Source organism: Schaalia odontolytica (genome assembly GCF_002847525.1).
GTDB classification, from domain to species: Bacteria; Actinomycetota; Actinomycetes; order Actinomycetales; family Actinomycetaceae; genus Pauljensenia; species Pauljensenia odontolytica_B.
In genome coordinates this window covers 29073-50361 of sequence record NZ_PKKM01000004.1, presented here as the reverse complement: position 1 = coordinate 50361, position 21289 = coordinate 29073, and the positions used below count along the sequence as shown (strand labels likewise).

General features: G+C 66.2%; 19 protein-coding genes. 10 read left to right on the top strand and 9 right to left on the bottom strand.

Translation table 11 applies throughout. The features are described from left to right. Position 1 precedes the first annotated feature (1 nt). Positions 2-595, bottom strand: a complete 594-nt coding sequence (locus CYJ22_RS03390; RefSeq protein ID WP_009054799.1) for a hypothetical protein — start codon at positions 593-595, stop codon at positions 2-4. Between the two features lie 207 nt (positions 596-802). Between CYJ22_RS03390 and rfbB the strand changes: the two genes are divergently transcribed. After that, positions 803-1810, top strand: coding sequence for a dTDP-glucose 4,6-dehydratase (gene rfbB, locus CYJ22_RS03385; RefSeq protein WP_009054855.1), 1008 nt, complete (start codon positions 803-805; stop codon positions 1808-1810). Between the two features lie 4 nt (positions 1811-1814). Continuing rightward, a complete protein-coding gene (locus CYJ22_RS03380) occupies positions 1815-2789 on the top strand; it encodes a glycosyltransferase family 2 protein (protein ID WP_101601096.1) in 975 nt (324 codons plus the stop codon). Positions 2790-2792: 3 nt separating this feature from the next. Here CYJ22_RS03380 and CYJ22_RS03375 read toward each other — a convergent pair whose 3' ends face one another. Continuing rightward, on the bottom strand, positions 2793-3404 hold the full coding sequence (locus CYJ22_RS03375; RefSeq protein WP_009054794.1) for a hypothetical protein: 612 nt from the start codon (positions 3402-3404) through the stop codon (positions 2793-2795). 311 nt (positions 3405-3715) lie between these two features. Here CYJ22_RS03375 and CYJ22_RS03370 point away from each other — a divergent pair, with 311 nt between their 5' ends. From CYJ22_RS03370 to CYJ22_RS03360, 3 genes are read left to right on the top strand one after another with little or no spacing between them, the layout of a single operon-like run. After that, positions 3716-4012: a WhiB family transcriptional regulator gene (locus tag CYJ22_RS03370; protein ID WP_009054857.1), complete on the top strand. Its 297-nt coding sequence runs from the start codon at positions 3716-3718 to the stop codon at positions 4010-4012. Then, positions 4009-7173: a glycosyltransferase gene (locus CYJ22_RS03365; protein ID WP_101601094.1), complete on the top strand. Its 3165-nt coding sequence runs from the start codon at positions 4009-4011 to the stop codon at positions 7171-7173. Before CYJ22_RS03370 ends, CYJ22_RS03365 begins: the two co-directional genes overlap by 4 nt. Further along, a complete protein-coding gene (locus CYJ22_RS03360; protein WP_101601092.1) occupies positions 7170-8717 on the top strand; it encodes a DUF5719 family protein in 1548 nt (515 codons plus the stop codon). Before CYJ22_RS03365 ends, CYJ22_RS03360 begins: the two co-directional genes overlap by 4 nt. Positions 8718-8725: 8 nt before the next feature. On the opposite strand, the gene CYJ22_RS03355 is transcribed toward CYJ22_RS03360, so the two are convergent. Further along, positions 8726-9031: a metallopeptidase family protein gene (locus CYJ22_RS03355; protein WP_101601088.1), complete on the bottom strand. Its 306-nt coding sequence runs from the start codon at positions 9029-9031 to the stop codon at positions 8726-8728. Between the two features lie 186 nt (positions 9032-9217). Here CYJ22_RS03355 and CYJ22_RS03350 point away from each other — a divergent pair, with 186 nt between their 5' ends. Beyond that, the gene (locus CYJ22_RS03350; protein ID WP_009054791.1) at positions 9218-9670 is read left to right on the top strand and encodes a DUF3499 domain-containing protein; all 453 of its coding nucleotides are present in this window, start codon (positions 9218-9220) and stop codon (positions 9668-9670) included. A 3-nt stretch (positions 9671-9673) separates the two neighbouring features. On the opposite strand, the gene CYJ22_RS03345 is transcribed toward CYJ22_RS03350, so the two are convergent. Then, on the bottom strand, positions 9674-10507 hold the full coding sequence (locus CYJ22_RS03345; RefSeq protein WP_165782120.1) for an RDD family protein: 834 nt from the start codon (positions 10505-10507) through the stop codon (positions 9674-9676). Between the two features lie 18 nt (positions 10508-10525). Here CYJ22_RS03345 and CYJ22_RS03340 point away from each other — a divergent pair, with 18 nt between their 5' ends. Beyond that, entirely contained in the window at positions 10526-11518 is a 993-nt protein-coding gene (locus CYJ22_RS03340) for a stage II sporulation protein M (RefSeq protein WP_101601083.1), read from the top strand. Positions 11519-11534: 16 nt separating this feature from the next. Here the strand turns inward: CYJ22_RS03340 and CYJ22_RS03335 are convergent, their stop codons facing one another. The 5 genes from CYJ22_RS03335 to CYJ22_RS03315 are packed head-to-tail and all read right to left on the bottom strand — an operon-like array spanning position 11535 to position 17218. Beyond that, a complete protein-coding gene (locus CYJ22_RS03335) occupies positions 11535-12866 on the bottom strand; it encodes a DUF58 domain-containing protein (protein WP_009054784.1) in 1332 nt (443 codons plus the stop codon). Between the two features lie 8 nt (positions 12867-12874). Continuing rightward, positions 12875-14110 (bottom strand): AAA family ATPase, encoded by a 1236-nt coding sequence (locus CYJ22_RS03330; RefSeq protein ID WP_101601081.1) that lies wholly within the window; start codon positions 14108-14110, stop codon positions 12875-12877. Continuing rightward, the gene (locus CYJ22_RS03325; protein ID WP_101601079.1) at positions 14107-15252 is read right to left on the bottom strand and encodes a DUF4350 domain-containing protein; all 1146 of its coding nucleotides are present in this window, start codon (positions 15250-15252) and stop codon (positions 14107-14109) included. Before CYJ22_RS03325 ends, CYJ22_RS03330 begins: the two co-directional genes overlap by 4 nt. Continuing rightward, entirely contained in the window at positions 15249-15872 is a 624-nt protein-coding gene (locus CYJ22_RS03320; RefSeq protein WP_101601077.1) for a DUF4129 domain-containing protein, read from the bottom strand. The genes CYJ22_RS03325 and CYJ22_RS03320 overlap by 4 nt, the downstream gene beginning before the upstream one ends. 5 nt (positions 15873-15877) lie before the next feature. Continuing rightward, a complete protein-coding gene (locus CYJ22_RS03315; RefSeq protein ID WP_101601074.1) occupies positions 15878-17218 on the bottom strand; it encodes a hypothetical protein in 1341 nt (446 codons plus the stop codon). 142 nt (positions 17219-17360) lie between these two features. On the opposite strand from CYJ22_RS03315, the gene mtrA reads away from it, so the two are divergent. The 3 genes from mtrA to CYJ22_RS03300 are packed head-to-tail and all read left to right on the top strand — an operon-like array spanning position 17361 to position 21287. Beyond that, positions 17361-18044 carry an MtrAB system response regulator MtrA gene (gene mtrA, locus CYJ22_RS03310; protein WP_009054826.1) on the top strand — a complete coding sequence of 228 codons (684 nt, stop codon included), beginning with the start codon at positions 17361-17363 and terminating at the stop codon, positions 18042-18044. Next, positions 18025-19644, top strand: a complete 1620-nt coding sequence (mtrB, locus tag CYJ22_RS03305; protein WP_101601072.1) for an MtrAB system histidine kinase MtrB — start codon at positions 18025-18027, stop codon at positions 19642-19644. The genes mtrA and mtrB overlap by 20 nt, the downstream gene beginning before the upstream one ends. Continuing rightward, on the top strand, positions 19641-21287 hold the full coding sequence (locus CYJ22_RS03300; protein ID WP_034497693.1) for an LpqB family beta-propeller domain-containing protein: 1647 nt from the start codon (positions 19641-19643) through the stop codon (positions 21285-21287). Before mtrB ends, CYJ22_RS03300 begins: the two co-directional genes overlap by 4 nt. Positions 21288-21289 lie beyond the last annotated feature (2 nt).

Genomic DNA, 21289 nt, shown 5'->3' with positions numbered 1-21289 from the left:
CCTAGAAAACGACGGGCCAGTGAGGCATGCAGCTCGTCAGGGTGGCGTGGGCGCTCGTGGCCTCGGCGAGGGCCTGGGTGTAGGCGGGGTTCACCTCGGGCTTTTCACCGCGCTTGAGTGCCTCCTCGGCTCCCTGCTGATCGGCGAACTCGGGGATCGCGCCGGAGTCGAGGGCTGCGTTGCGCTCGACGTAGACCGCGAGGGCTGCGAGGGCCTGCTTGGAGGTCTCATCCGTGGCCGCCTGGGTGAGGCGGTCGGAGTAGTCGTTCTTGAAGGCGGCCGCGAATGCCTCCCACGCGCGGTGACGCTCCTCCGCGTTCGTTTCCCCCGAGCGCTTGGCCGCCAGGGACCTGTAGGCCTGGCCGGTCTCGGAACCGTTGAGAGCCTCGGAGAAGATCTCATCCATTGCCGCGCAGCCGGGGGAGGCGGCGTGCAGGGTCGGCATCGCCGAATTGGATGGCTGGCCGGGGTCCCCCGGGGAAACGGAGGCCGCGGGCGTCGACTGAGCGCTCTGGGTGTCCTCGAGTGGGGAGCACGAGGCCGTGGCTAGGGCGCACAGGGCGAGCAGTGCGAGCGAGGGGACGAGACGAGTCACGAGTGGTCCGTTTCTGTTGGGGGATACGTCCAATCTATCAGCGCCGTGCGGCCCTTCAGGGGACCTCCAGCGTGGCGAATAGTGACGTATCCGACGGGGAAGTGGAAGTCAGTGGCGGGGAATGCGTGAGAACTACGGCATAATAGGGTCAGGAATCGGGTGAGTAGCACCCTCGGACGCCCGCGGGCGCGCAAAGGAGAAGACCTCATGAAGATCGTTGTGACCGGCGGTGCCGGATTCATCGGAGCGAATTTCGTTCACACGCTGCTGGAGGACCACCCGGACGTCGATGTCGTCGTCCTGGATAAGTTCACTTACGCGGGCAACCGCGCGTCCCTCACTGACGTGCCCGCCGAGCTCGCCGCCCGCCTGACCGTCGTCGAGGGCGACATTGCGGACGCCGACCTCGTCGACGGCGTTGTGGCTGGTGCCGATGCGGTCGTGCACTTCGCCGCGGAGTCGCATAACGACAACTCCCTCCTGGACCCCTCGCCCTTCATCCAGACCAACCTGGTGGGCACTTTCACCCTGCTGGAGGCCGTGCGCCGCCACAAGGTCCGCTTCCACCACATCTCCACGGACGAGGTCTACGGTGACCTCGAGCTGGACGATCCCGCGAAGTTCACGCCCACCACGCCCTACAACCCCTCCTCGCCCTACTCCTCGTCCAAGGCTGGCTCGGACCTGCTGGTCCGCGCGTGGGTGCGTTCTTTCGGCGTCGAGGCGACGATCTCGAACTGCTCGAACAACTACGGCCCGTACCAGCACATCGAGAAGTTCATTCCCCGCATGATCACGAACCGCCTGCGTGGCGTGCGCCCCCGCCTGTACGGCGACGGCCTGAACGTGCGCGACTGGATCCATGTGCGCGACCACAATACTGCCGTGTGGGACATCCTCATGAAGGGCCGCATCGGCGAGACCTACCTGATCGGCGCAGACGGTGAGACGAACAACCGCGACGTCGTCGCCATCCTCAACGAGCTCATGGGCTACGCCCCCGACGATTTCGATCACGTGAACGACCGCCCGGGCCACGACCTGCGCTACGCGATCGACAACTCCAAGCTTGTCAACGAGCTCGGCTGGGAACCCCAGTTCACGAACTTCCGCGACGGCCTGGCCGACACGATCGCCTGGTACACCGAGAACGAGGCGTGGTGGGCTCCCCTCAAGGAAGCCGTCGAGGCGAAGTACGCCGCCGAAGGACACTGAGTCCTTGGGCAACGTGACCCGAGACGAGGCGATGCCTCGTCCCCGCGTCACCGTCCTCATGGCCACCTACAACGGGATGGCCGAGGGCGGGGCGTGGCTCGACGAACAGGTGGACTCCGTGCTCGCCCAGGTGGGCGTGGACGTCCGTCTCGTCGTGTCCGATGACGCGTCGAGTGACGGAACACGCGAGCACGTGGAGGCGCGTGCCGCTGCCGACCCTCGGATCACGGTTCTGCCCCAGCGCGACGGTACGCCCGGCGTGACGGGCAACTTCCTCCACCTTTTCATGACGCACGTCCCCGACGGCTCCTACGTCGCATTCACCGACCAGGATGACGTGTGGCACGAGGATAAACTCAGTTCTCAGCTGGCCCTCATGGAGGCGACGGGGGCTGACGTCGTCTCCTCGAATGTCACGTCCTTCCAGTCGCTGCCCGGCGGGGAAGTGGGGGAGCGACGCCTGATCCGCAAGTCGCAGCCACAGCGGGCCTGGGACTTCCTCTTCGAGGCTGCGGGGCCGGGATCCACCTACGTCTTCAGTCCGCAGGCGCATGAAGCCCTCGTGCGCGTGCTGAGGGGCCTTGACTACAGCGAGATCGGCGTGCATGACTGGTATGTCTACGCGCTGGCTCGCTCAATCGGCCTGACCTGGGTGATCGGAGAGGAACCCACCCTGGAGTACCGTCAGCACGGCGGCAACGTGCAGGGTGCGAACTCCGGCTCCGGGGCGCGCGATGCCCGCATGGCCAAGCTACGCAGCGGTTTCTATCGCAACCAGTTCATTCTGACTGCCCGCACCGCTCAGAACGTCGGCGTATTCGACGAGCGCCGCGCGCGCCAGCTGCGCGCCATCCTGCGCGAGCTCGAGGGACAGGGCATCGCCTCGAGGTTGCGCTTCGCCCTGCGCTGGCATCAGATCCGTCGCGACCGCATGGAGGGCCTCAAGCTCGCAGCTGCGCGCGTCCTGGGCGTGTGGTGACTTCTACCTCTGATAGGTCACGAGGCCTCCGTCCACGTCCTCCGTGGCAAGAATCTGGGGGAGATTATCCGGCGAGACGGCCTGCGGGTCAATGATGACGACCGAGCGCCCCTGCATCCACTGATCCAGCACCTGTCCCGCGCCTGTTCGTGCGTCCCACAGCAGCGCGACGCGCCGACCGTGAACCGGTACCGACGCGCGCAAGCCGGCCAGGGCCTCGTCCCGGGCCGCCCCGAGCAGCGGGGGAGTGTCAACGACGAGGGCGTCCGGCTGCATGGCGATTTCCGCGAGGCCGTCCATTGCGCCCTCCAAGGGACCATCCCACGCGAAGGAGAGGTACTGGGCGGGCTGGGCGAGAACATGCGCGCCAGCGTCCAGCGCGTTGGATGCTTCGGAACCGAGAATATTGGTGACGAAAAGGTCCCCGGGCAGGGGGCGTCGTGTATCGAGAACTTCCCATCCCATCGCCCGCGCGGCGATCTGCCAGAGGGTGTCCTGCCAAGGCTGAAGAGTCGTGTAGATGCGAGTCGGTGTTGGTTCGCCTGTGCCGAATAGGTCGGCCGCAAGTTCGTTTGTCAGGTAGTTGGCGATCTTCGCTAGCCACCGGCTGACCACGGGTCCTCCCAGTTCAACGCGCTCCTGGCCGTATTGGGTCAGCGCTGGCCCTGACCATTCGTTAATCACTGTGATACAGTGGGTGAGCCTGCTCATAGTTTCTAAGGACTTATTGTTCATGGTTTCAAGTATATCGAAGGTCCTAGACATTCCAAATACTTAGTAACTGTGAAGTCCTTGAAATAGGGCATTGTTTTACCGTTGGGTCAAGTGCTACGGAAAAGGTCTCATTATCGCGAAACGGCTTGACTTCCTGCAATGACACGCGTGTAATTCTCGTAGTGATTGATTCGTTATAAGGAGCTCCCGCAATGTGGAACATCTTCGGTGACGGACCCCTCGAGTGGTCCGAGGATGCCGACGCGGCGCAGTACGCCCGCATTGACGGCCCCCTTGCGTGGCAGCAGCACGCGCTCTGTGCGCAGACGGATCCGGAGGCGTTCTTCCCTGAAAAGGGTGGCTCCACTCGCGAGGCGAAGGCTGTTTGTCAGGCCTGCCAGGTGCGCGAGGATTGCCTCGAGTACGCGCTAGCTAACGACGAGCGCTTTGGTATTTGGGGCGGCATGTCCGAGCGCGAGAGGCGGCGCCTGCGCCGTATGGCCGGTTGAGTCCGACGCAGCGCTCCGTCGGTGCGATCCTCGTCACGAGGGGAGACGCGCCGCTCACTCAGTCCGTTGTGCGGGCCATCGAGAATCAATCGGTGGCCCCGCATTCGTTGACCATCATTGACGTCGCAGGGCGTCACGTGACGCCCTTCCCGGCCGACCGAGTTCCCGAGGGAGCGCAGCTCGTGCGCGTCGGTCGTGCCCGCAACCTGGGCGACGCCATCAAGCGTGCACGCGCCCAGGGAGCTGCTTTCACCTCGGAACAGTGGTGGTGGATCCTTCACGAGGACAGTGCCCCAGAACCCGAGTGCCTCGACGAGCTGATCCAGGCCGCCACCGTCGGCAAGACCGTCGGTGCCGTCGGCGTCAAACAGATGAGCTGGGACGGCTCTCGCCTCCTTGAACTGGGAATCTTCGCAACGGCGAGCGCCCGTCGCCTTGAGCGCGTCGGCGACGACGACATTGATCAGGGACAGTACGACGGTACGAGTGACGTTCTTGGCGTCGGCACCGCCGGCCTGTTCATCAGCGCCGAGGCCTACGAGACCGTCGGAGGATTTGACACCGCGCTCGGGCCCTTCGGCGACGGACTTGACCTGGGGCGCAGGCTCCACCTGGCCGGATACCGCGTGATCGTCGCCCCCAAGGCCCGCGTGCGTCACGCCCGCGTATCCCTCTACTCCGGCCTCGACACCACCCACGACACAGAGCACAGTGAGCCGACGGGTGACGTTTCGGACGGCATCGCCGACGGCGACGTCGCGACCGACGGATCGTTCCGTAAACGCCGCTATGCCCAGATGTACAACTGGTGCAAGGCCGTTCCTGCCTTCCTTCTTCCCTTCCTCGCCCTGTGGCTCCTCGTATGGAGCCCCGCGCGTGCCCTGGGACGGATTCTCACGGGGCGTGCCTCGTTGGCACTACCTGAAATGGGAGCGCTCGTCTCTCTCATCGGCGCGACCCCGCGCCTCCTGGCCGGTCGTGCCCGCGCCGCCCAGTCTCGTACTGTTCCCCGCTCTGCCCTGCGCGCTCTCGAGACGGCTCCCGCCTCGCTGCGCAAGGAACCGGCCGGTGTCGACGAAGACGAGCACGGGGAGCGCATTGATCCGCTCATCGTCTCCTCGATGCGGCGATACCGCGTCCGTTCCGTATCCGCCTGCCTCGGCCTCGCTCTCGTGACCTCGTTGCTTGCCGCCGCCCAGTGGTGGGGGACCTCTGCTGGCCTCGTCGGTGGAGCGTGGGTGTCCATGCCCGCGACCTGGACCGAGCTGTGGAACGCTGCGTGGTCCGCGTGGGTGCCTGGTGGCGACGGATATGCGGGCGGAGCGGACCCCCTCACGATAGTGCTGGCACTCCTGAGTGCACCCGTCGCGCCGCTGGGAATCAGCCCCGGAGCGCTCGCGACATTCCTGCTTGTGGCCTCCAGTCCGCTCGCCGCGATGGTCGCCTGGATCCCGAGCCGTAGCCTGAGTGCCTCGTTGCGCGTGCGTTTCCTCGCCTCGCTCGCCTGGGCTGTCGCGCCCGCACTGGTGCTGAGTGCAACCCACGGCGTCCTTGCCGGGACCCTCGCCCACATCGTGTTGCCCGTTGTCGCTGCGTTCTGCGCCGGCGCACCCCAGCCTCTGCTCGTGGCGGGTGCCTCCGGCGTTGAGCCCGCGCCCCTGGCACCTCGTGGCATCAACGCAGGATGCGCTGGCCTCGCGCTTGTCATCCTGTCCTGCTGTGCACCGTGGACGCTGCCCGTCGCTGTGCTCGCGCTCGCGTGGCGCTCCCGGCGCAGCCTTCTCGTGGCCCTGCCCGCGCTGACGCTTCTCCTGCCCACCTATGTCTCTATCCTGGTGCGCCCCGCCGCATGGCCCGCGCTCGCCTCAACGAGCGGAGGCATCCACGCCTACACTCGTGCCCCCTCGTGGATGGCATTGATCGGTCTGCCCGCTGCCCCCTCGAGCACACTCGAGGCAGTCGCGCTGTACGTCGTCGGTGGAGGCGCTGTGCTGCTGGCGGCCGTTGCCCTGCTTCGCTCGCGTTCTCATGCCGCGATGCTCACCTTCTGCTGTGCTCTTATCGCCTCCGCACTCGCCTGGGGTGCCTCCCACGTTGGCGTGGGCATGACCGGTGCGTCGGTGGCTTCCGCGTGGGCATCGCCCGCGCTGTCCCTCGCCTTTGGCTTGCTGGTGATCCTGTCGACGCGCACGAGGTCCGTGCTGCCTGCCGACTCGGATAGTCAGCGTGTGGCATGGGACGCGTCCAGGCCGTTCGTGTTGCGCGCTTCGGGGGCCCTCGTCGCCATCGCCCTCCTCGGATCGGGATCCGCCGTGAGCGTGTCCGCCGTCGAGGGGCGCTCCAAGGCTGATGAGATCCCGACCTTTACGATGTCCCAGCGCGAGACGGTGTCCGCTCTGTCGTCGCCCATCGTCTCCGCCGTCGCATCCCAGGCACAGCGTTCTACGCGCGCCGGACGCATCCTCGTCCTCGACGGCGACCCGACCACCGACACCGTCAACGCGATGCTGTGGCGTGGAAACGGCCCGTCGCTCACGGCATCGACCCCGGCCATTCACGCTCTCACTCTCGCGCAGGCGCGCAACGGTGCAGCAACGGGCACCCTGAGTGACCCGGCCACCGCCTCGCTCGCCCAGGCCGCCTATACCCTGGTCGTCTACCCCGACGACGCTACCGTTCAGACTCTGGCCGCGCACGACATCGACACGATCCTCGTGCCCCTGGGGGCGAGCGGATCCGTCGCGTTGACCTCCGGTCTCGACCGAGCCGATGGGCTTGAGAAGGTCGGCGATACGAATTCCGGTACCGTCTGGCGGTTGCGTCCCGACGGACTGACACCGGCACGCGTGCGCGTTGAGTCCGCCAGCGGCGTCACCACCCCTGTCGGGTCCTCGCAGCTGCGTGTGGATGGGGATGTGCAGGCTTCCGGCACCCTCATCCTCGCTGAACGCGCCGACTCCGGATGGCGCGCGTGGGTCGACGGCGTGGCGCTGACCCCCGTCGAAGCCGCCGACGGATGGTCGCAGGCGTTTGATATGCCCACCGCGGGGCACCTGACCGTCACCTACAACGCATGGTGGGTTGTCCCGTGGCGCATTGCTGCGGCCGCATGCCTGATCGTCGCCATGGCCAGCGCCCTATCCGCGTGGAGGAAGAGATGACAAAGCCCCGCATTAGTTCGCTGACGACGCTCGCGGGCGCGGGGATCGCCGTGGCTGTTATGGCTGGCGCATCCATGTGGGTCGGCGCATCGCCGAGCCGGGTCGAGGGGACAGTGCAGAGCGCTCACCCGTCGCAGGTGCGCCTCGCGTGCCCCTCGGGCATTGTCGATCCTTTCGAGACGACCAACGTTGCAGCAGGGACCACCTGGTCCTCCCTCGCATCCGCCCCCACGAGCCCCGCACCCGCGTCTGTGACGGGCAACGGGGGAGCCATCCCCTCGGCGCTGACCCTCGCCGGACAGGGCGGAGGCGAACTCGCCGGTCTGAGTGCCGTTGGATGCGCGGCCCCGCGTACCTCCCAGTGGATCGCCACCGGAGCGACGATTTCCGGTGCGGACATGGTGCTCATCCTGTCCAATCCTGGCACAACGGCCTCGGTCGTGAGCATCGACGGATACGGGGCGTCGGGCCCCCTGAACGCCTCATCGCGCCAGGTCACTGTCCCCGCTACCTCCTCGGTGTCGGTTCTTCTCGCGGGATGGTTCCCCGACGAAAACTCCCTTGCCGTACACGTGCGTGCAGACGGGGGAGGGGTCGCCGCCTGGGTGCAGGCCTCTCTCATGAACGGCGAGGTTCCCCAGGGCGCCACGCTCGCCTCCGCGGTCGTGCCCGCCACCTCGCAGACGATCCTTGGTGTTGATCCCAAGGGCACGTCGCTTCTGCGCCTGGTGTCGCCCTCGGGTGAGGCGCACGTGAGTGTCTCCGTCGCTGACTCCACCGGCGTGCATCCCCTGCCTGGCGGCCAGGCGACCGTCGCCGAGGGAACCACCCTGGAAATGCCCCTCGACGGTGCATCGAGCGACTCCTCGCCGATCGCGCTGATCGTCACCTCCGATCGCGAGGTCGTGGCGCAGACGACGACGATCACCCTGGGGGCTCCGTGGGTGCAGCGTGCGAGCGCGTGGATCATGCGGTCCAACGCGAGCCCCGCGACGCCCTTCACCGAAGCCACGATCCCGGGAACAAGCCAGCTGAGCGCGATGACCACCTCAGTACTCTCCTCGACCCCCATCCGAGCAACCTCGCTCGCCACCGACTCCGGGGTGAGCGCCACGTCTGCTAGCCTCCTGCTGTACGCGCCCGCAGATGCTGCCGCCGCGGCCGCAAGCCAGGAAGAAACGCCTCAATCGGCCCAGCCCGGACCGAGCGCAACACCCGACATCTGGGCCTCGCCCTCGCCCGTGACCTCCCAGTCAGGCGCATCCCAGTCGGGCGCCTCGCAGGAAGCGCAGTCGAGCGGCACCTCAGCCTCGACCCCGGGCGCCGTCGCCGTGCGCGTGGGAGGACGCACGATCTACGTCGCGCCCGGCGTCCCGACCCTGGTGAGCCTCCCCGATTCAGCCAGCCAGATGAGTGCGGACACCCCCATTCAGGCTGCCCTGGTGATCTCCGCAGATACGGCGGTGGGACGCATGAGTACCACCTGGAACGTCGGCACCGAGGGCATCAGCGCTGTGACCGGTTCGATCCGCACCATAAACTAGGGCGCTCCTCAGCGCATCGCCTCGTCGATCTCGTCCGGCGGGAGCGCCAGGATGTGGCTGATCCTCTCCACGAGCACCCTGCGCGTCATCATCGCAATCTCCTCGGGCGGGCATCGCAACGTGATCGGCAGGCGGTAGACCACGATTCGATCCCGCAGACCCCGGCGCCTATCAGCGGGGAAAATACGCGCGACAACGACGCTGTGTGACTCCCATGGCGCGGGATCTGATGGCGGAACATCTTCGACCGCGAACTCGATCGTGGAGACCTGAGGCCAGCGACGAATAAGCTCGGTGACGAGCTCACTCACCATAGAATCGAAGTCTTCGCGACGCGTCCGCCATGCCGGAGTTCCCGGGAAAAAGAGGGGACCACGAGGGCCGCGACCGTGGCGGTTGCGGCTCGAGATGTGGCGGCGCGTGGAAAACACCCCCTCAGGGTAGGCGCATGGCGCGCTGGAGTGGGCCATACGCGCACAGAGTGTCGTACTCTTAGGGACGTGATTGCCCAACGCCACTGCTCGAAGCCCGGCTGCTCGACGGCCGCCGTCGCCACCTTGACCTACGACTACCGTGATTCGACGGTCGTTGTCGGCCCCCTGGCGACCGTCGCCGACCCCAACTCTTATGATCTGTGCGAGGAACACGCGCAGAACCTGACTGCACCGTTGGGTTGGCAGGTCGTTCGACTGGCGACGAATTTCGAGCCGGCCCCGCCGTCCGGTGACGACCTCGCCGCGCTCGTCGACGCCGTGCGTCGTGTCGCTCAGGAGGCGCAGGCCGAGCCCGCCCCCGCTCACACAGCGCGCCGACCCCAGGCGGGACCTTTCGGGCCCGCTCGCTCCGTCGGCACTCCCGACACCTCGAGTCCCCTGGATCCGTCGAGCCCGTACGCGCGTAGACGCGCGCAGTTTACGGTGGTGGACGGTTCTGAGAAGGGCGACGAGGACTAGCAGCTACAGCCCGAAGCGCGCCTGTGTTGCTTCGTGGAAGCGTGCCTTGCCGCGCGCTCGGCGCTCACGCTCACGCTCCCACTCGCGATCACGGCGAGCCACGAGAATCGCGGCAATCACAATCTCCGGGTGTAATCCGGGTGGCAGAGGCGTTTGAACGCGCTTGACGAGCCGATCAGCGAGGGATGAGGCGACCTCTCCGCGCAGCTTCGGTGCGATGCCGCGATTCGTTCCCAGGAAAGCGCGTGCCTCGGCAGCCAGTGCGTCGTCGAGGGGCAGGATTGTCGCTGTGCGCGCCCAGTCTTGAAGCCCCGGGGGCATCACGAGGGGTGGGTAAAACACCGAGTCCCCCTGGGAACAGACCATTGTTCCCGCGGCCAGGTCGCCCAAGCGCTTGCCCTTCTTGTTGAAGAGCTCGACGAAGAACGCCAGCCCGCCCCACATGAGCCAGTTCTCCAAGATCCCGACGCCGACGCGCACAGCGCTGTGCCGTGCGGTAATCGCGCCGCCGTCGTCGCGCACGACCCGCAGGTTCATGGCCCACTTGCCGAGCGAACGGCCACCCGTGGCAATCTCGACAATAAGGGGAATGAAAAACATGATCGACGAGATCAGCCCAACGACGAACACGCGCACGAGGGAGTAAGAATCACCTGACCACGTACGTGCCGCAGAGAGAAGAATGAGAAGTCCTGCCCCGAGGTACGTGATGCCGTCCATGATCGCGGCGGCGAAACGTACGGGCGGCGAAGCTGGGGTCATGTCGAGGGTGACGGCTTCACCCGTCCGGACGTAGTCGTCTTGAATGACGCGTGATTGACTGCGTTGCGCGCTCATGTATGACACGCTAGTCCAATGGACATCGATGTGCTGCGGGTGAGCGGAAAAACGGAGTGGAAACGTCTTGAGGAGTTGACGCGTACCCGCTCTCTGACGGGGCAGGAGATCGACGAGCTCGATCGCCTCTACCGCTCTGCGGCAACGGATCTGGCGCGCGTCCGCACGACCAGTCCTGATCCCGACGTCATCGCCGAGCTCTCGCGTATCCTGTCCGCGGCGCGCGGGCGTCTGGCGGGAACGGGAGGGATCAGCGGGACTGTGATCGCACGCTTCTTCAAGGTGTCCCTCCCGTACGCCCTCTATCAGATCCGATGGGTAACGGTCGGTGTCATGCTCGTCTTCATCGCCATTGGCGTGCTGGAGGCGCACTACCTGATCACCACACCGGAGGCGATGAATCAGCTGGGGACACCGGAGCAGCTGCGTCGCTATGCCCACAGCGACTTCGTCGAGTACTACCACCAGGACACCAATGCGGAGTTCGGCTTGTCCGTGTGGGCGAACAACGCGTGGATCGCTCTCCAGGCAGTCGTCACGGGTATCACCGGTGTGTACCCGCTCAGGATCCTGTGGGGCAACGCGACGGGCGTCGGGATGGCTGGCGCAATCGTGTATGTGTACGCGGGCCCCTGGCACTTTTTCCGTTTCATTTTGCCGCACGGGCTGCCCGAACTGACCGCCGTCTTCATCTCCGTCGCAGCGGGCCTGCGCGTATTTTGGTCGCTCCTCGTTCCCGGTCCAGCGACGCGCTTCCAGGCCGTGGGCGTGGCCGCGCGTAGCGCCATGACGGTGGCTGTCGGCTGCGCACTCCTCCTCGCGGGATCCGGTGTCCTCGAAGGCTTCGTGACTCCTTCCGACCTGCCCGACGCCGTCAAGATTACGCTGGGAGCCCTTATGACGGCCGCTGTTTGGGCATACACGTTGATCCTTGGCCGCAGGGCCCACCTTGCGGGCCAGAACGCCGACGTCGGTATCGACGCGGGCTACTACCAGCCGGTATCGGGCTGAGCGTCGCTACCTGCGGTTACAGGCGTCCGCTCTTCTTCAACTCGATGTAGCGGTCGGCCGTACGCGCGGGGAGCAGCCCAGCCGATGCCTGCAGGGTCAGGGCACCGGCGAGGCGCACGTCGGCTGCCCCAGCGGCATCGGAACGCTCGGCGAGCGAGGCCGAAGCTGCAAGGAACACGGACTCGGCATCCTCGCGTCCGTTACGGGCGCGGATCTCGTCGGGGTCAGTTGCCGAGGCCACGAGGACCGTGTGGCGTTTGCTGAGTCTCGCCAGTGCGTCGGTGAACTCTGTTTCCAGTCCGGCGGGCGGAATCTTGGTGGCGATGACGACGAATGCCGAGTGACGCACGGTCTGCTCGACCGCGTCCGCTGCCCGCGACCAGTCGGTGACGTCCAGGCGCGGGTTCAAGTCCATGAAGGTCTGCGCGAGAGTCTCAATGATCTTGGCGCCGCGCACGCCGGAGACGCGCGCACGCACGCGCGAATCAACGGCTACCAGGTGGACCTTGTCGCCGGCGCGGTCAGCCAGCGCCGCCAGAAGCAGGGCGGTCTCGATCGAGGAATCCAAGCGCGGCGCGCGCCCCAGCGCAATGGAGTCGACCTCCTCGTGCTCGGGCGCTCCGAGAAGTGCGGAGGACGCGCGACCGCAGTCCACGACGATCACAACGTGACGGTCGCGTTCGGGGCGCCACTGACGCACCATCAGCTCGGTTGAGCGGGCGGAGGCGCGCCAGTCGATATCGCGGGGGTCATCACCCACAACGTAGGCGCGCAGCGAGTCGAACTCGGTACCGGCGCCGCGCAGCGTCGTCGGCGTGGTGCCCTCGAGCTCGTGCAAACGAGCCAGGCGCGAGGGCAGGAGCACTCGCGCCTTGAACTCGGGGAGCACAGACAGGCTCAGGGGCGCAGCGATGGACACCTGGCGGGCCCCCAGGTGCAGGGGACCCCAGGACCGGATCGTCACGACGTCAGCGTGGCGGGTTCCTCGCCTGGTGGGGGACAGAAGTGTCGTGATTTTCTCAGCGGATTTCGGGTGCAGGCGCACACGCTGGCGCGGCGGCGACTGGCGCAACGAGGGCGGCCACGCGTCACGCACGTCCAGGACCATCTGGCGCCTCGTCGTATTCGTCAGCCGCAGCGAGGCCTCGGTTGTCTGATCAGCACGAATCGAGCCCGTCACCTCGCGGCTCATGCGCAGGGTGCGCGGTGAGGGCGCCGCGAGAGCATCGAGCAGACACACGAGCACGACGATGCCACACCACATCCACGCAAAGCCGCGGGACGGGGCGAAGGCGAGCGGAATCAAGCCCACCAGAACGAGGAGCGCGCTGCGCGCCGAGATCGCCACGGGCAGCCTCAGCGGGGCACGGGAGTGGCCGCGAGGACACCCGTGATGACGTCGGTAGCGCTGACGCCCTCGAGGTTGGCCTCGGCGCGCAGCCCGAGTCGGTGTGCGAGGGTGACGGGGGCCATCGTCTTGACGTCGTCAGGGGTGACGAAGCCGCGTCCCTGGAGGAACGCCCACACGCGCGAGGTACGCAGCAGAGCAGTCGCACCACGCGGGGATACGCCCATGCGCACGGCGGCGGAGGTGCGCGTCGCTCGGCACAGGTCCACGAGGTAGGCCATGACGGCGGGGGCGACCTCAATGCGGGATGCAGCCTCGTGAGCGGCCTGGATGTCGGCGGCACCCGCTACGGGCTGGATGCCGGCCTCGGCCAGGGACATCGGGTTAAAGCCAGCCTGGTGGCGGGCGATGATATCGATCTCGGCCTCACGCGAGGGCAGGGGCAGCTCGAGCTTGAGGAGGAAACGGTCCAGCTGGGCCTCGGGCAGCGGGTAGGTGCCCTCGTATTCGACCGGGTTCTGGGTGGCAATCACCATGAAGGGATCCGGCAGGATGCGCGTCTCACCGTCGATCGAGACGGTGTGTTCCTCCATGGACTCCAGCAGCGCGGACTGAGTCTTGGGGGGAGTGCGGTTGATTTCGTCGGCGAGCAGCAGGTTCGTGAACACCGGGCCCTCGCGGAACACGAACTTGGACTGACCCGCGTCCCACACCATGGAGCCCGTGATGTCCGCGGGCATGAGGTCGGGGGTGAACTGGATGCGCGCCATGTCGACGTCGAGGGCGCGGGCCAGCGTGCGCACGAGCAGCGTCTTGGCGACGCCGGGGACGCCTTCCAGCAGCGCGTGACCGCCGGCGACGAGGGCGACGATCAGGCCGGTGATAGCTCCGTCCTGGCCGACGACGGCTTTGCCGATCTCCGACTTGAGGGTGAGGAGAGACTCCTGCGTGCGTCGTTCACTCTCGCTCAGCGAACGACCGGACCATCCTTCGCCCGTCGGGGCCGAGTAGGAGGGGACCTGCTGCGGAGCCCCCTGGGGTGCACCTTCCTGAGGTGCGGCCGCCTGGGCCGTGGGCGCGGTCGGCACGTACGAGGCGGGGGCGCCATGCGTGGGCACCTCTCCCTGCGGTGCGTAACCGCCCGGAGCCGCCGTGGGTGCCGGAACCGGCTGGGGTGCTCCCGTGGGGGCGGGCCCGGGCTGGGGCACGCCGTCGGATGAGGGGCCGGGAATCGGGCTAGTCATTGGCGAATCTCCTTTTCGAGAGCGTCGAGGTCATGGGCGAGGCGGACGAGTTCTTTCTCGGAGGTGGGGGGAGGCCCCCACAAGACAGCGGTCGAGCGTGACGTGAGCAGGCCTCGTTGCTCAATCGCGCGGGTGAGAGTCTCACGGTCAGCGGTGTGGGCGACGCCAAGCGCGGTCGCGATACGTGACGCGCTCGCGCTGCGCAGTGCCGTGGCGGCGTGCTCGTAGGCACGCTGAGAGCGCATCAGGCGGGCTTTACCGATGACGGTTTCAGAGGCGGGAACCTCGATCGGCAGATTCTCCGGTGTCAAGGGGCCGAGGCGTCGGCCTCGAGCAACGGCAGCGATGAGGCACGCGCCGATGGTCAGGAGGAATGCGGGCGCGAGGAAGGGAGCCTCGGTGCTGAGGTCTTCACCGTGGCCGAGGGTATCTTTTTCTGTTGGCGAATACCATGCGACCTTCGGGGTGCGCCCGATCGCGTTGACAGCGAGGGCGGCGTTTCCTTCGTCGGTGATCGCGCGGTTACGCAGGCGAAGGGAATCGGGGATGATCGCACGGAAACGCCCATCCTCGATCTTTTCCGCGTACCCGTAGGCGTCGCTCGTCCCTGAGAAGCACAGCTCCCAGCCGTGAGCACTGCCCGTGATCACGTAGGCAGAGGATGTCAATGAGGCCGCACGAGTCGCGGTTTCGGATTGGCACCCGGCCGTGACGACACGCGGGCTCTCCCAGTCGCGTTGCGCGCGCAGTCCACCCAGATAGGGGGAGGACGAATCGTATTGTTCTTCGAGACCGACGTAGACGACATTCGCGCGAGTCTCTATCGCCTTGGCGACAGAGTCGCGCATGCGCGAGGGAAAGATGACGACGAGAGTCGTGTCATCGTCCACAGTGGCGGCTTGATCGGCGTTGACCTCGCGTACGGATACTCCGTGGTTGCCAAGAACTTGGGCGAGCGCCCGGGCGCCGTCGCCGTGCCTGTTGCGAATACCGACGGGCTCGTTGTTGTATCCCATCTGGCTGAGGACCACAGAGCCCATCAGAGCAATCACCGTGATGGCGATGAGGAGCAGCATCGGTCGTGCCGTCGAAAAACGTTCACGCGCCGTCGGGGTGACGATGGAAACCTGCCGGGACTTCATGACAGGTCCTCCGCGTGGCTACACACATCGAGGAGGACCGGCGTGAAGGAACGCAGCGCATCCACCTCCTCGCGAGTGATCGTGGAATGACCGTAGCGCACCTTGTCGAAAGTCTCGGCGTAGGCGGACAGCTGCGGGGCAAGCCCGGGTGCGACACGGGTCGCGGCGTCGGCAGCCTCGCGGGCGGTCAAGCCCGGAGTCGAGGAGACGACGTCGTGGTCGTCGAGGCCTAGGACCATGAGACGGTAGGCCCACACGTACGCGAGGTTCCAATCCTGGGAGGCCACGGCCTCGTCGAACGAGGCCCGAACCTGCGGAGTGCTGGTCTCCTCCTCGAAAACGGATCCGGACCGGCGCTTGGCCAGTCGAATCGGGTGGAGGATGAGCACAACGATCAGGGCGGCAATCGCGATGATCGCGAGGATCGTGAGGATCAACGAGATCGGTGGGGTGCCCTCGCCCCTCCACGACAAGAGATGGAAAAAACCATCGATCAGGTCCGAGACGAAGCTGACGATAGGGCCCGAAATCTCACCGTATACACCCTTCGAAAGCTCCTCCAGGAGCCAGTCTCGAGCCTCGCCCTGATCGGGCGTCAGCGGAATCTCGCATCCGAGCATGGGGCTCACTGAGGCTGGGTGCTCGCCTGGATGAGGACCGCTGCGAAGTTCTCCTTACGGATGCGCAGGTCCGCGTACATGAGCGTCTCGTAGGTGGCCGTCAGCGGCGTGACGAGGCCGCTCACGAGCGTGGTCAGACCTGCCGTCACAGCCAAGACAATTGTCGAACCGGTCTCGCTATCGGCCGCTGCAAACATCGCCACGCCCGCGAAACCGCCGACGAAACCACCGATGAAACCACCGATAAAGCCGGCGACCACGGAGATGAGCATGAACCGCCCGAGCGTCGGCCAGAAGTAGCCGTTGCTCAGGGTCCACGAACGCTTCATGGCCGCGATCGGTCCGATCTCCTCGAGCACCGTGATGACGGAGCCGAAGGCAAGCTTAATGGTCACGAAGTACGTGGCAACCAAGGTCGGAATGAGGAGAAGGATTCCGATCAGAACAAGCCAGCTGACCGAGTCGGACCCGATGAAAGCAAAGAACAGGACGAACATGAGCACGGCGTAGATGATCAGCGGGATCGACGTCGCAATGCCGGTGAGGAGGAACGTGCCGATGAGAGCACCCAGGCGCGGCTGGGTCATGGTCCAGGCCTGCGAGAGCGTCACCTTGTTGCCGATCATCATCTGCGAGACCGTGGTTGCCAGCATGCCCATGATGATGGTGGTGCCCGCGAGTGTCGCCAGCGTCTGCACACCCTGCGACGCGAGGCTACCGAGCAGCATGATGGCCAAGTCCTCCGTACCCGTGAGGGAACCCTGGGGATCGCTCGATCCGGTGATAGACCCGAGGGAGGTCGGGAGGAACGACGTCACCATGGTGAGGAGAGAAATGACCGCCATGACCGCCAGGGTGAAGCCGAAAAGGATCTTCGGGTTCTGGCGGATTGCTGCGAAGGAGCCGCTCATCAGGTCACCGATGGTGAGCGGACGCAGGGGGATGATGCCGGGCTTGGCCTCCCAGCCCCACTGGTTGGCGTTGACGCTGTAGCCGGAAGCACCGGGCTGCGACGACGCGTAACTCTGTTGGCCTCCGTATCCTGGCTGAGCACCGTAGCCGGGCTGCGCGTAACCTTGCTGCGCGCCGTAACCCTGCTGGGCGTCGTATCCGGGCTGCGCGTAGCCTTGCTGCGCGTAGCCTTGCTGCGCGCCGTAACCCTGCTGGGCGTCGTATCCGGGCTGCGCGCCGTAACCCTGCTGCGCACCGTAGGAGGGCTGAGCGCCATAACCCTGCTGCGCACCGTAGGAGGGCTGAGCGCCATAGCCTTGGTTGCCCGCACCTGAAGGGGTCGGGGAAGACTGGTACGGGGTCGACGAGTCGGGAGCGGTCCACGGGGTGCTCATTCGTGCCTCCATGTTGATGGTGCTGGTCTGTCATCAATCCTGCCACACAGCGCCGTTGCGTGAAACCTTGTCCGGTTGAGAAATTGGGCCGTTGATGCGCGAGTCTTCTGCGTTTGTGACGATTTCGTGACACTATCGTGACATGAGTTCGCGCATCCTCGTCGTCGACGACGACGTCGCCCTGGCCGAGATGATCGGGATTGTCCTCCAGAACGAGGGCTTCGACGTCGTCTTTTGTGCCGACGGATCCCAGGCGTTGGCTCAGTTCCAGGAGCATCACCCAGACCTGGTTCTTCTCGATGTGATGCTTCCCGGCATGGACGGTTTCGACGTGTGCCGCGCGATTCGACGCGTGTCGGATGCCCCGATCGTTATGTTGACCGCTCGTTCTGACACCTCTGATGTGGTGACGGGGCTCGAAGCCGGGGCGGACGACTACGTGCCCAAGCCCTTTAAACCGAAGGAGCTGGTGGCCCGCGTGCGTGCTCGCCTGCGCGGACGCGAGGATGCCCAGGTGGAAGAGGGCCTCAGCTTGCAGGACCTGTCCATCGACGTGGCCGGACACATCGTCAAGCGTGAGGGCCGCGTGATCGCCCTGACGCCCCTCGAATTCGATCTGCTGGTGACGCTGGCGCGCGCGCCCTGGAAAGTTTTTTCTCGCGAGGAACTCCTCGAACAGGTGTGGGGATACCGCCACGCTGCCGACACGAGGCTCGTGAATGTTCACGTGCAGCGTCTGCGTTCGAAGATTGAACGAGATCCCGAGCGTCCTGAGCTCGTCGTGACCGTCCGCGGGGTTGGGTACCGTGCAGGCGCAGGGGCGTAGGGACACGCTGAGGCACCTGCTGCGCGCCATCACAGGCTCGAGGCCGTGGGCCCTCCTCGCCTCGTCGCACCTCGCCAGCCGCATTCGACACTCCCTGTCGGCCAGAATTGCCCTCGCGATCACGGTCGCCACTCTCATCATCGTTCTTGTCTTTGGCGTGATCATCGCCTCCCAGCTACGCACGTCCATGTTCGAGACGCGCAGGGATGCGATCCTGGCGGATGCGTCACTGCGTTTCTCCTCGGCTCAGTCCGTGTTCTCCTCCTCGACCGCCTCGTCCCCGGCGCAGGTCCAGGAATCCGCGCGGGGGGCGTTGGCCTCGCTCAAGGCCTCGGCGGCCGGCGCGGGTGCGACGAACGTGGCGCTGCTGCGCTCGGAGGGCACCACAGCCTCGCTGCGCATCAATCAGATCGAAGATGAGCAGATGCGTGCCCTCGTGACGAGCGAGATGCGTGCGGCGGTCGCTGGGGGAGGGGCGCAGTGGCAGTCGGTCGCCATTCGTTCCGGTGAGGACAAGAGGGAAGAGCCGGGGATCCTGGTCGGTACACAGGTCCAGCTGCCCCGCGCGGGCACACACGAGCTCTACATTCTCTATTCGCTCTCCGCCGATCAGGCGCAGGTGGACGTGGTCCTTCGGGTTCTCTTCCTGTCCGCTTTGCCGATCATCATCGCCCTACCGATTGGCGTGTTTGCGCTCCTGCACCGGTTGCTCCTGCCCGTGCGCGTGACCGCTGCGGCCGCGACGAAAGCCTCGGAGGGGGACCTGGACGTGCGCGTCGACGTTCGCGGTGACGATGAGATGGCGGACCTGGGGCGCGCCTTCAACGCGATGACGTCCTCGCTGCAAGACACCATTTCGCGATACGACGAGCTTGCCAAACTGCAGCAGCGCTTCGTGTCCGACGTGTCCCACGAGCTGCGCACGCCGCTGACGACTATCCGTATGGCAGACGACATCGTCTGGGATAATCGCGACGACCTACCCGCGCACGCGCGCCGCTCCGCTGAGCTCTTGCATGACCAGACCGAACGCATGGAACAGATGCTTGCGGATCTGCTCGAGATCTCTCGCTACGACGCGGCGAGCGCCCTGCTGGACGCAGAAGACCGCGACCTGCGTCCCATCGTCACCCGCGTCGTCGAGGCGTGCGCCGATCTCGCCGAGCGTCAGGGGGTCGCGGTCGAGATCGTCGCCCCCACCCGCGTCGCCGCCGAGGTTGACGAGCGCCGCATCGAACGCGTCATCCGCAACCTCGTCGTCAATGCGATCGAGCACGCCGACGGCACGCCCGTGACGATTACGCTCGCAACGACCGAGACCGATGTCGCCTGCCGCGTCCGCGACCGTGGAGTGGGCATGACCCAGGAGGTTGCGGACCACGTCTTTGATCGATTCTACCGGGCGGACACCGCGCGGGCACGTACGACCGGTGGAACCGGCCTCGGCCTCGCGATTGCGACGGAAGACGTCGCCATCCACGGTGGGCGCCTTCAGGCATACGGGGAGCCCGGACGCGGGGCTTCCTTCCTGATGACGCTGCCGAAGAAAGCCGGCGAGGACATCGTTAGCCGCCCCCTGGCCCTGTGGGAGAACGAATGAAACGCCGACTGATGCCTCTCGCTCTCGCCGCCTGCTTGGCCCTCGCCGGGTGTACCTCGCTGCCCACCTCATCGGCCCCGGCCCCCTTCGACGTGTCCGCCAAGGACGGCAGCGGCATCCAGTTTTCCGCGGAGGGTCCCTCCGCGGACGCCGATGCCGCGACCCTGGTCAATGACTTCCTGCTCGCCTGTGCCGCCGGCCCCCAGGACGACTATGCGACGGCTCGCCTGTTCTTGAGTGCAGCCTCGGCGCGCTCCTGGCAGCCGGAGACCGAGATCCTCGTGTACGACACAGACACGGCACCCTCCGTTACTGCCGGCTCCGAGACCGCAACGCAGGTCGATGTGACGGTCGCCGTGCTCGGTGTGGCCAGCGTCGATGCCTTTGGCGTGTTGACCCGCGTGGCCGCCTCGACTGTGTCTCGTACCTTCACCCTCGTGCGTGAGGAGGGACAGTGGCGCATTAACAACCCCGAGAACATGGTTCTGATGAGCCGGGCGTCCTTCACGGCCTCGTTCTCGCTCGCCAACCTCTACTTTCCGACGGCGGAGGGTGGTGACCTGGTTGCAGACCCGCGCTGGTATCCCTCTCGGCGTCTGGCCTCGCACCTGCTTGCGGGCCTCGTCGAAGGTCCCCGTCAATCCCTCGCTCCGGTGACGGCGAACGCGATCCCGGCGGGCACGACCGTCCCGTCCCAGGGGCTGGACGTCGCCGATGGGGTTGCGCGCGTCGAGCTCAACGCGGTGATGCCCAGCAGCGAGAGTGCGCGCACGACCCTCGCGTGGGAACTGGTCCGCACCCTGACTCAGGTAGCGGACGTGTCGCGTGTCAATGCCTCCCTGTCCGGTGATGTGCTGGATACGCAGGCGATTCCGGTACCGCCCACCTACTCGCTGGACACCCTTGTGGGTGCCGGTCCTGGCGGGGTTGGGCTCGTTTCCTCCTCATCGGTGACGGAGCTGGCCGCGGTCACCGATGCCTCAAATCCGACGGTGTCGCCCGTCGACTCTTCTCTCGTGGCCTGGAGCGGCACTGACGGGGTGTACGCGCAGCGCGGTGGGACGACGGTTGCGTTCCTGCCCGGACAAGCACCTCTCGGTCCGTCGGTGGACCGCTTCGGATGGGTGTGGGGTCCGGCCACGGTCTCGTCGGTGAGCGTCGGCGGGGGAGTCGACGGCGCGTTCAGTGTGAGCGTTGAGTCTGAAAGTGCCGGGCAGATCCGCGCGGTTCGCATCTCGCCCGACGGTACGCGCGCCCTCGTCCTGCGGGGCAGCGACGCAACCGCGTGGGTAGGCGTCGTTGAACGTGGAGCGAGCGGGCGTCCGCTGGCAATCCGTTCCCTCGAAGAGATTCCCCTCGAACACGGCTCGGTTGTCGATGCCTCGTGGACGACGCCGACGGGTCTCGCGCTTGTCGTGCGCGCGACAGGTGAGGACGATCAGCTCGTCACGATGCCCCTGGGCGGTCTGCCGTCCAACGTGTCCCTTCCGATTCATGTGACGTCGATGAGCGCCGGTGGGTCATCTTCTGCCGTCGTCATTACGGGCACCGATGCCGCCGGTATGGAACAGGTGCTCATCCGTTCGGGCGCCCTGTGGCAAAATGCCCCTGACACACTGACCTCCGCGCGCTACGCGGGGTGAGA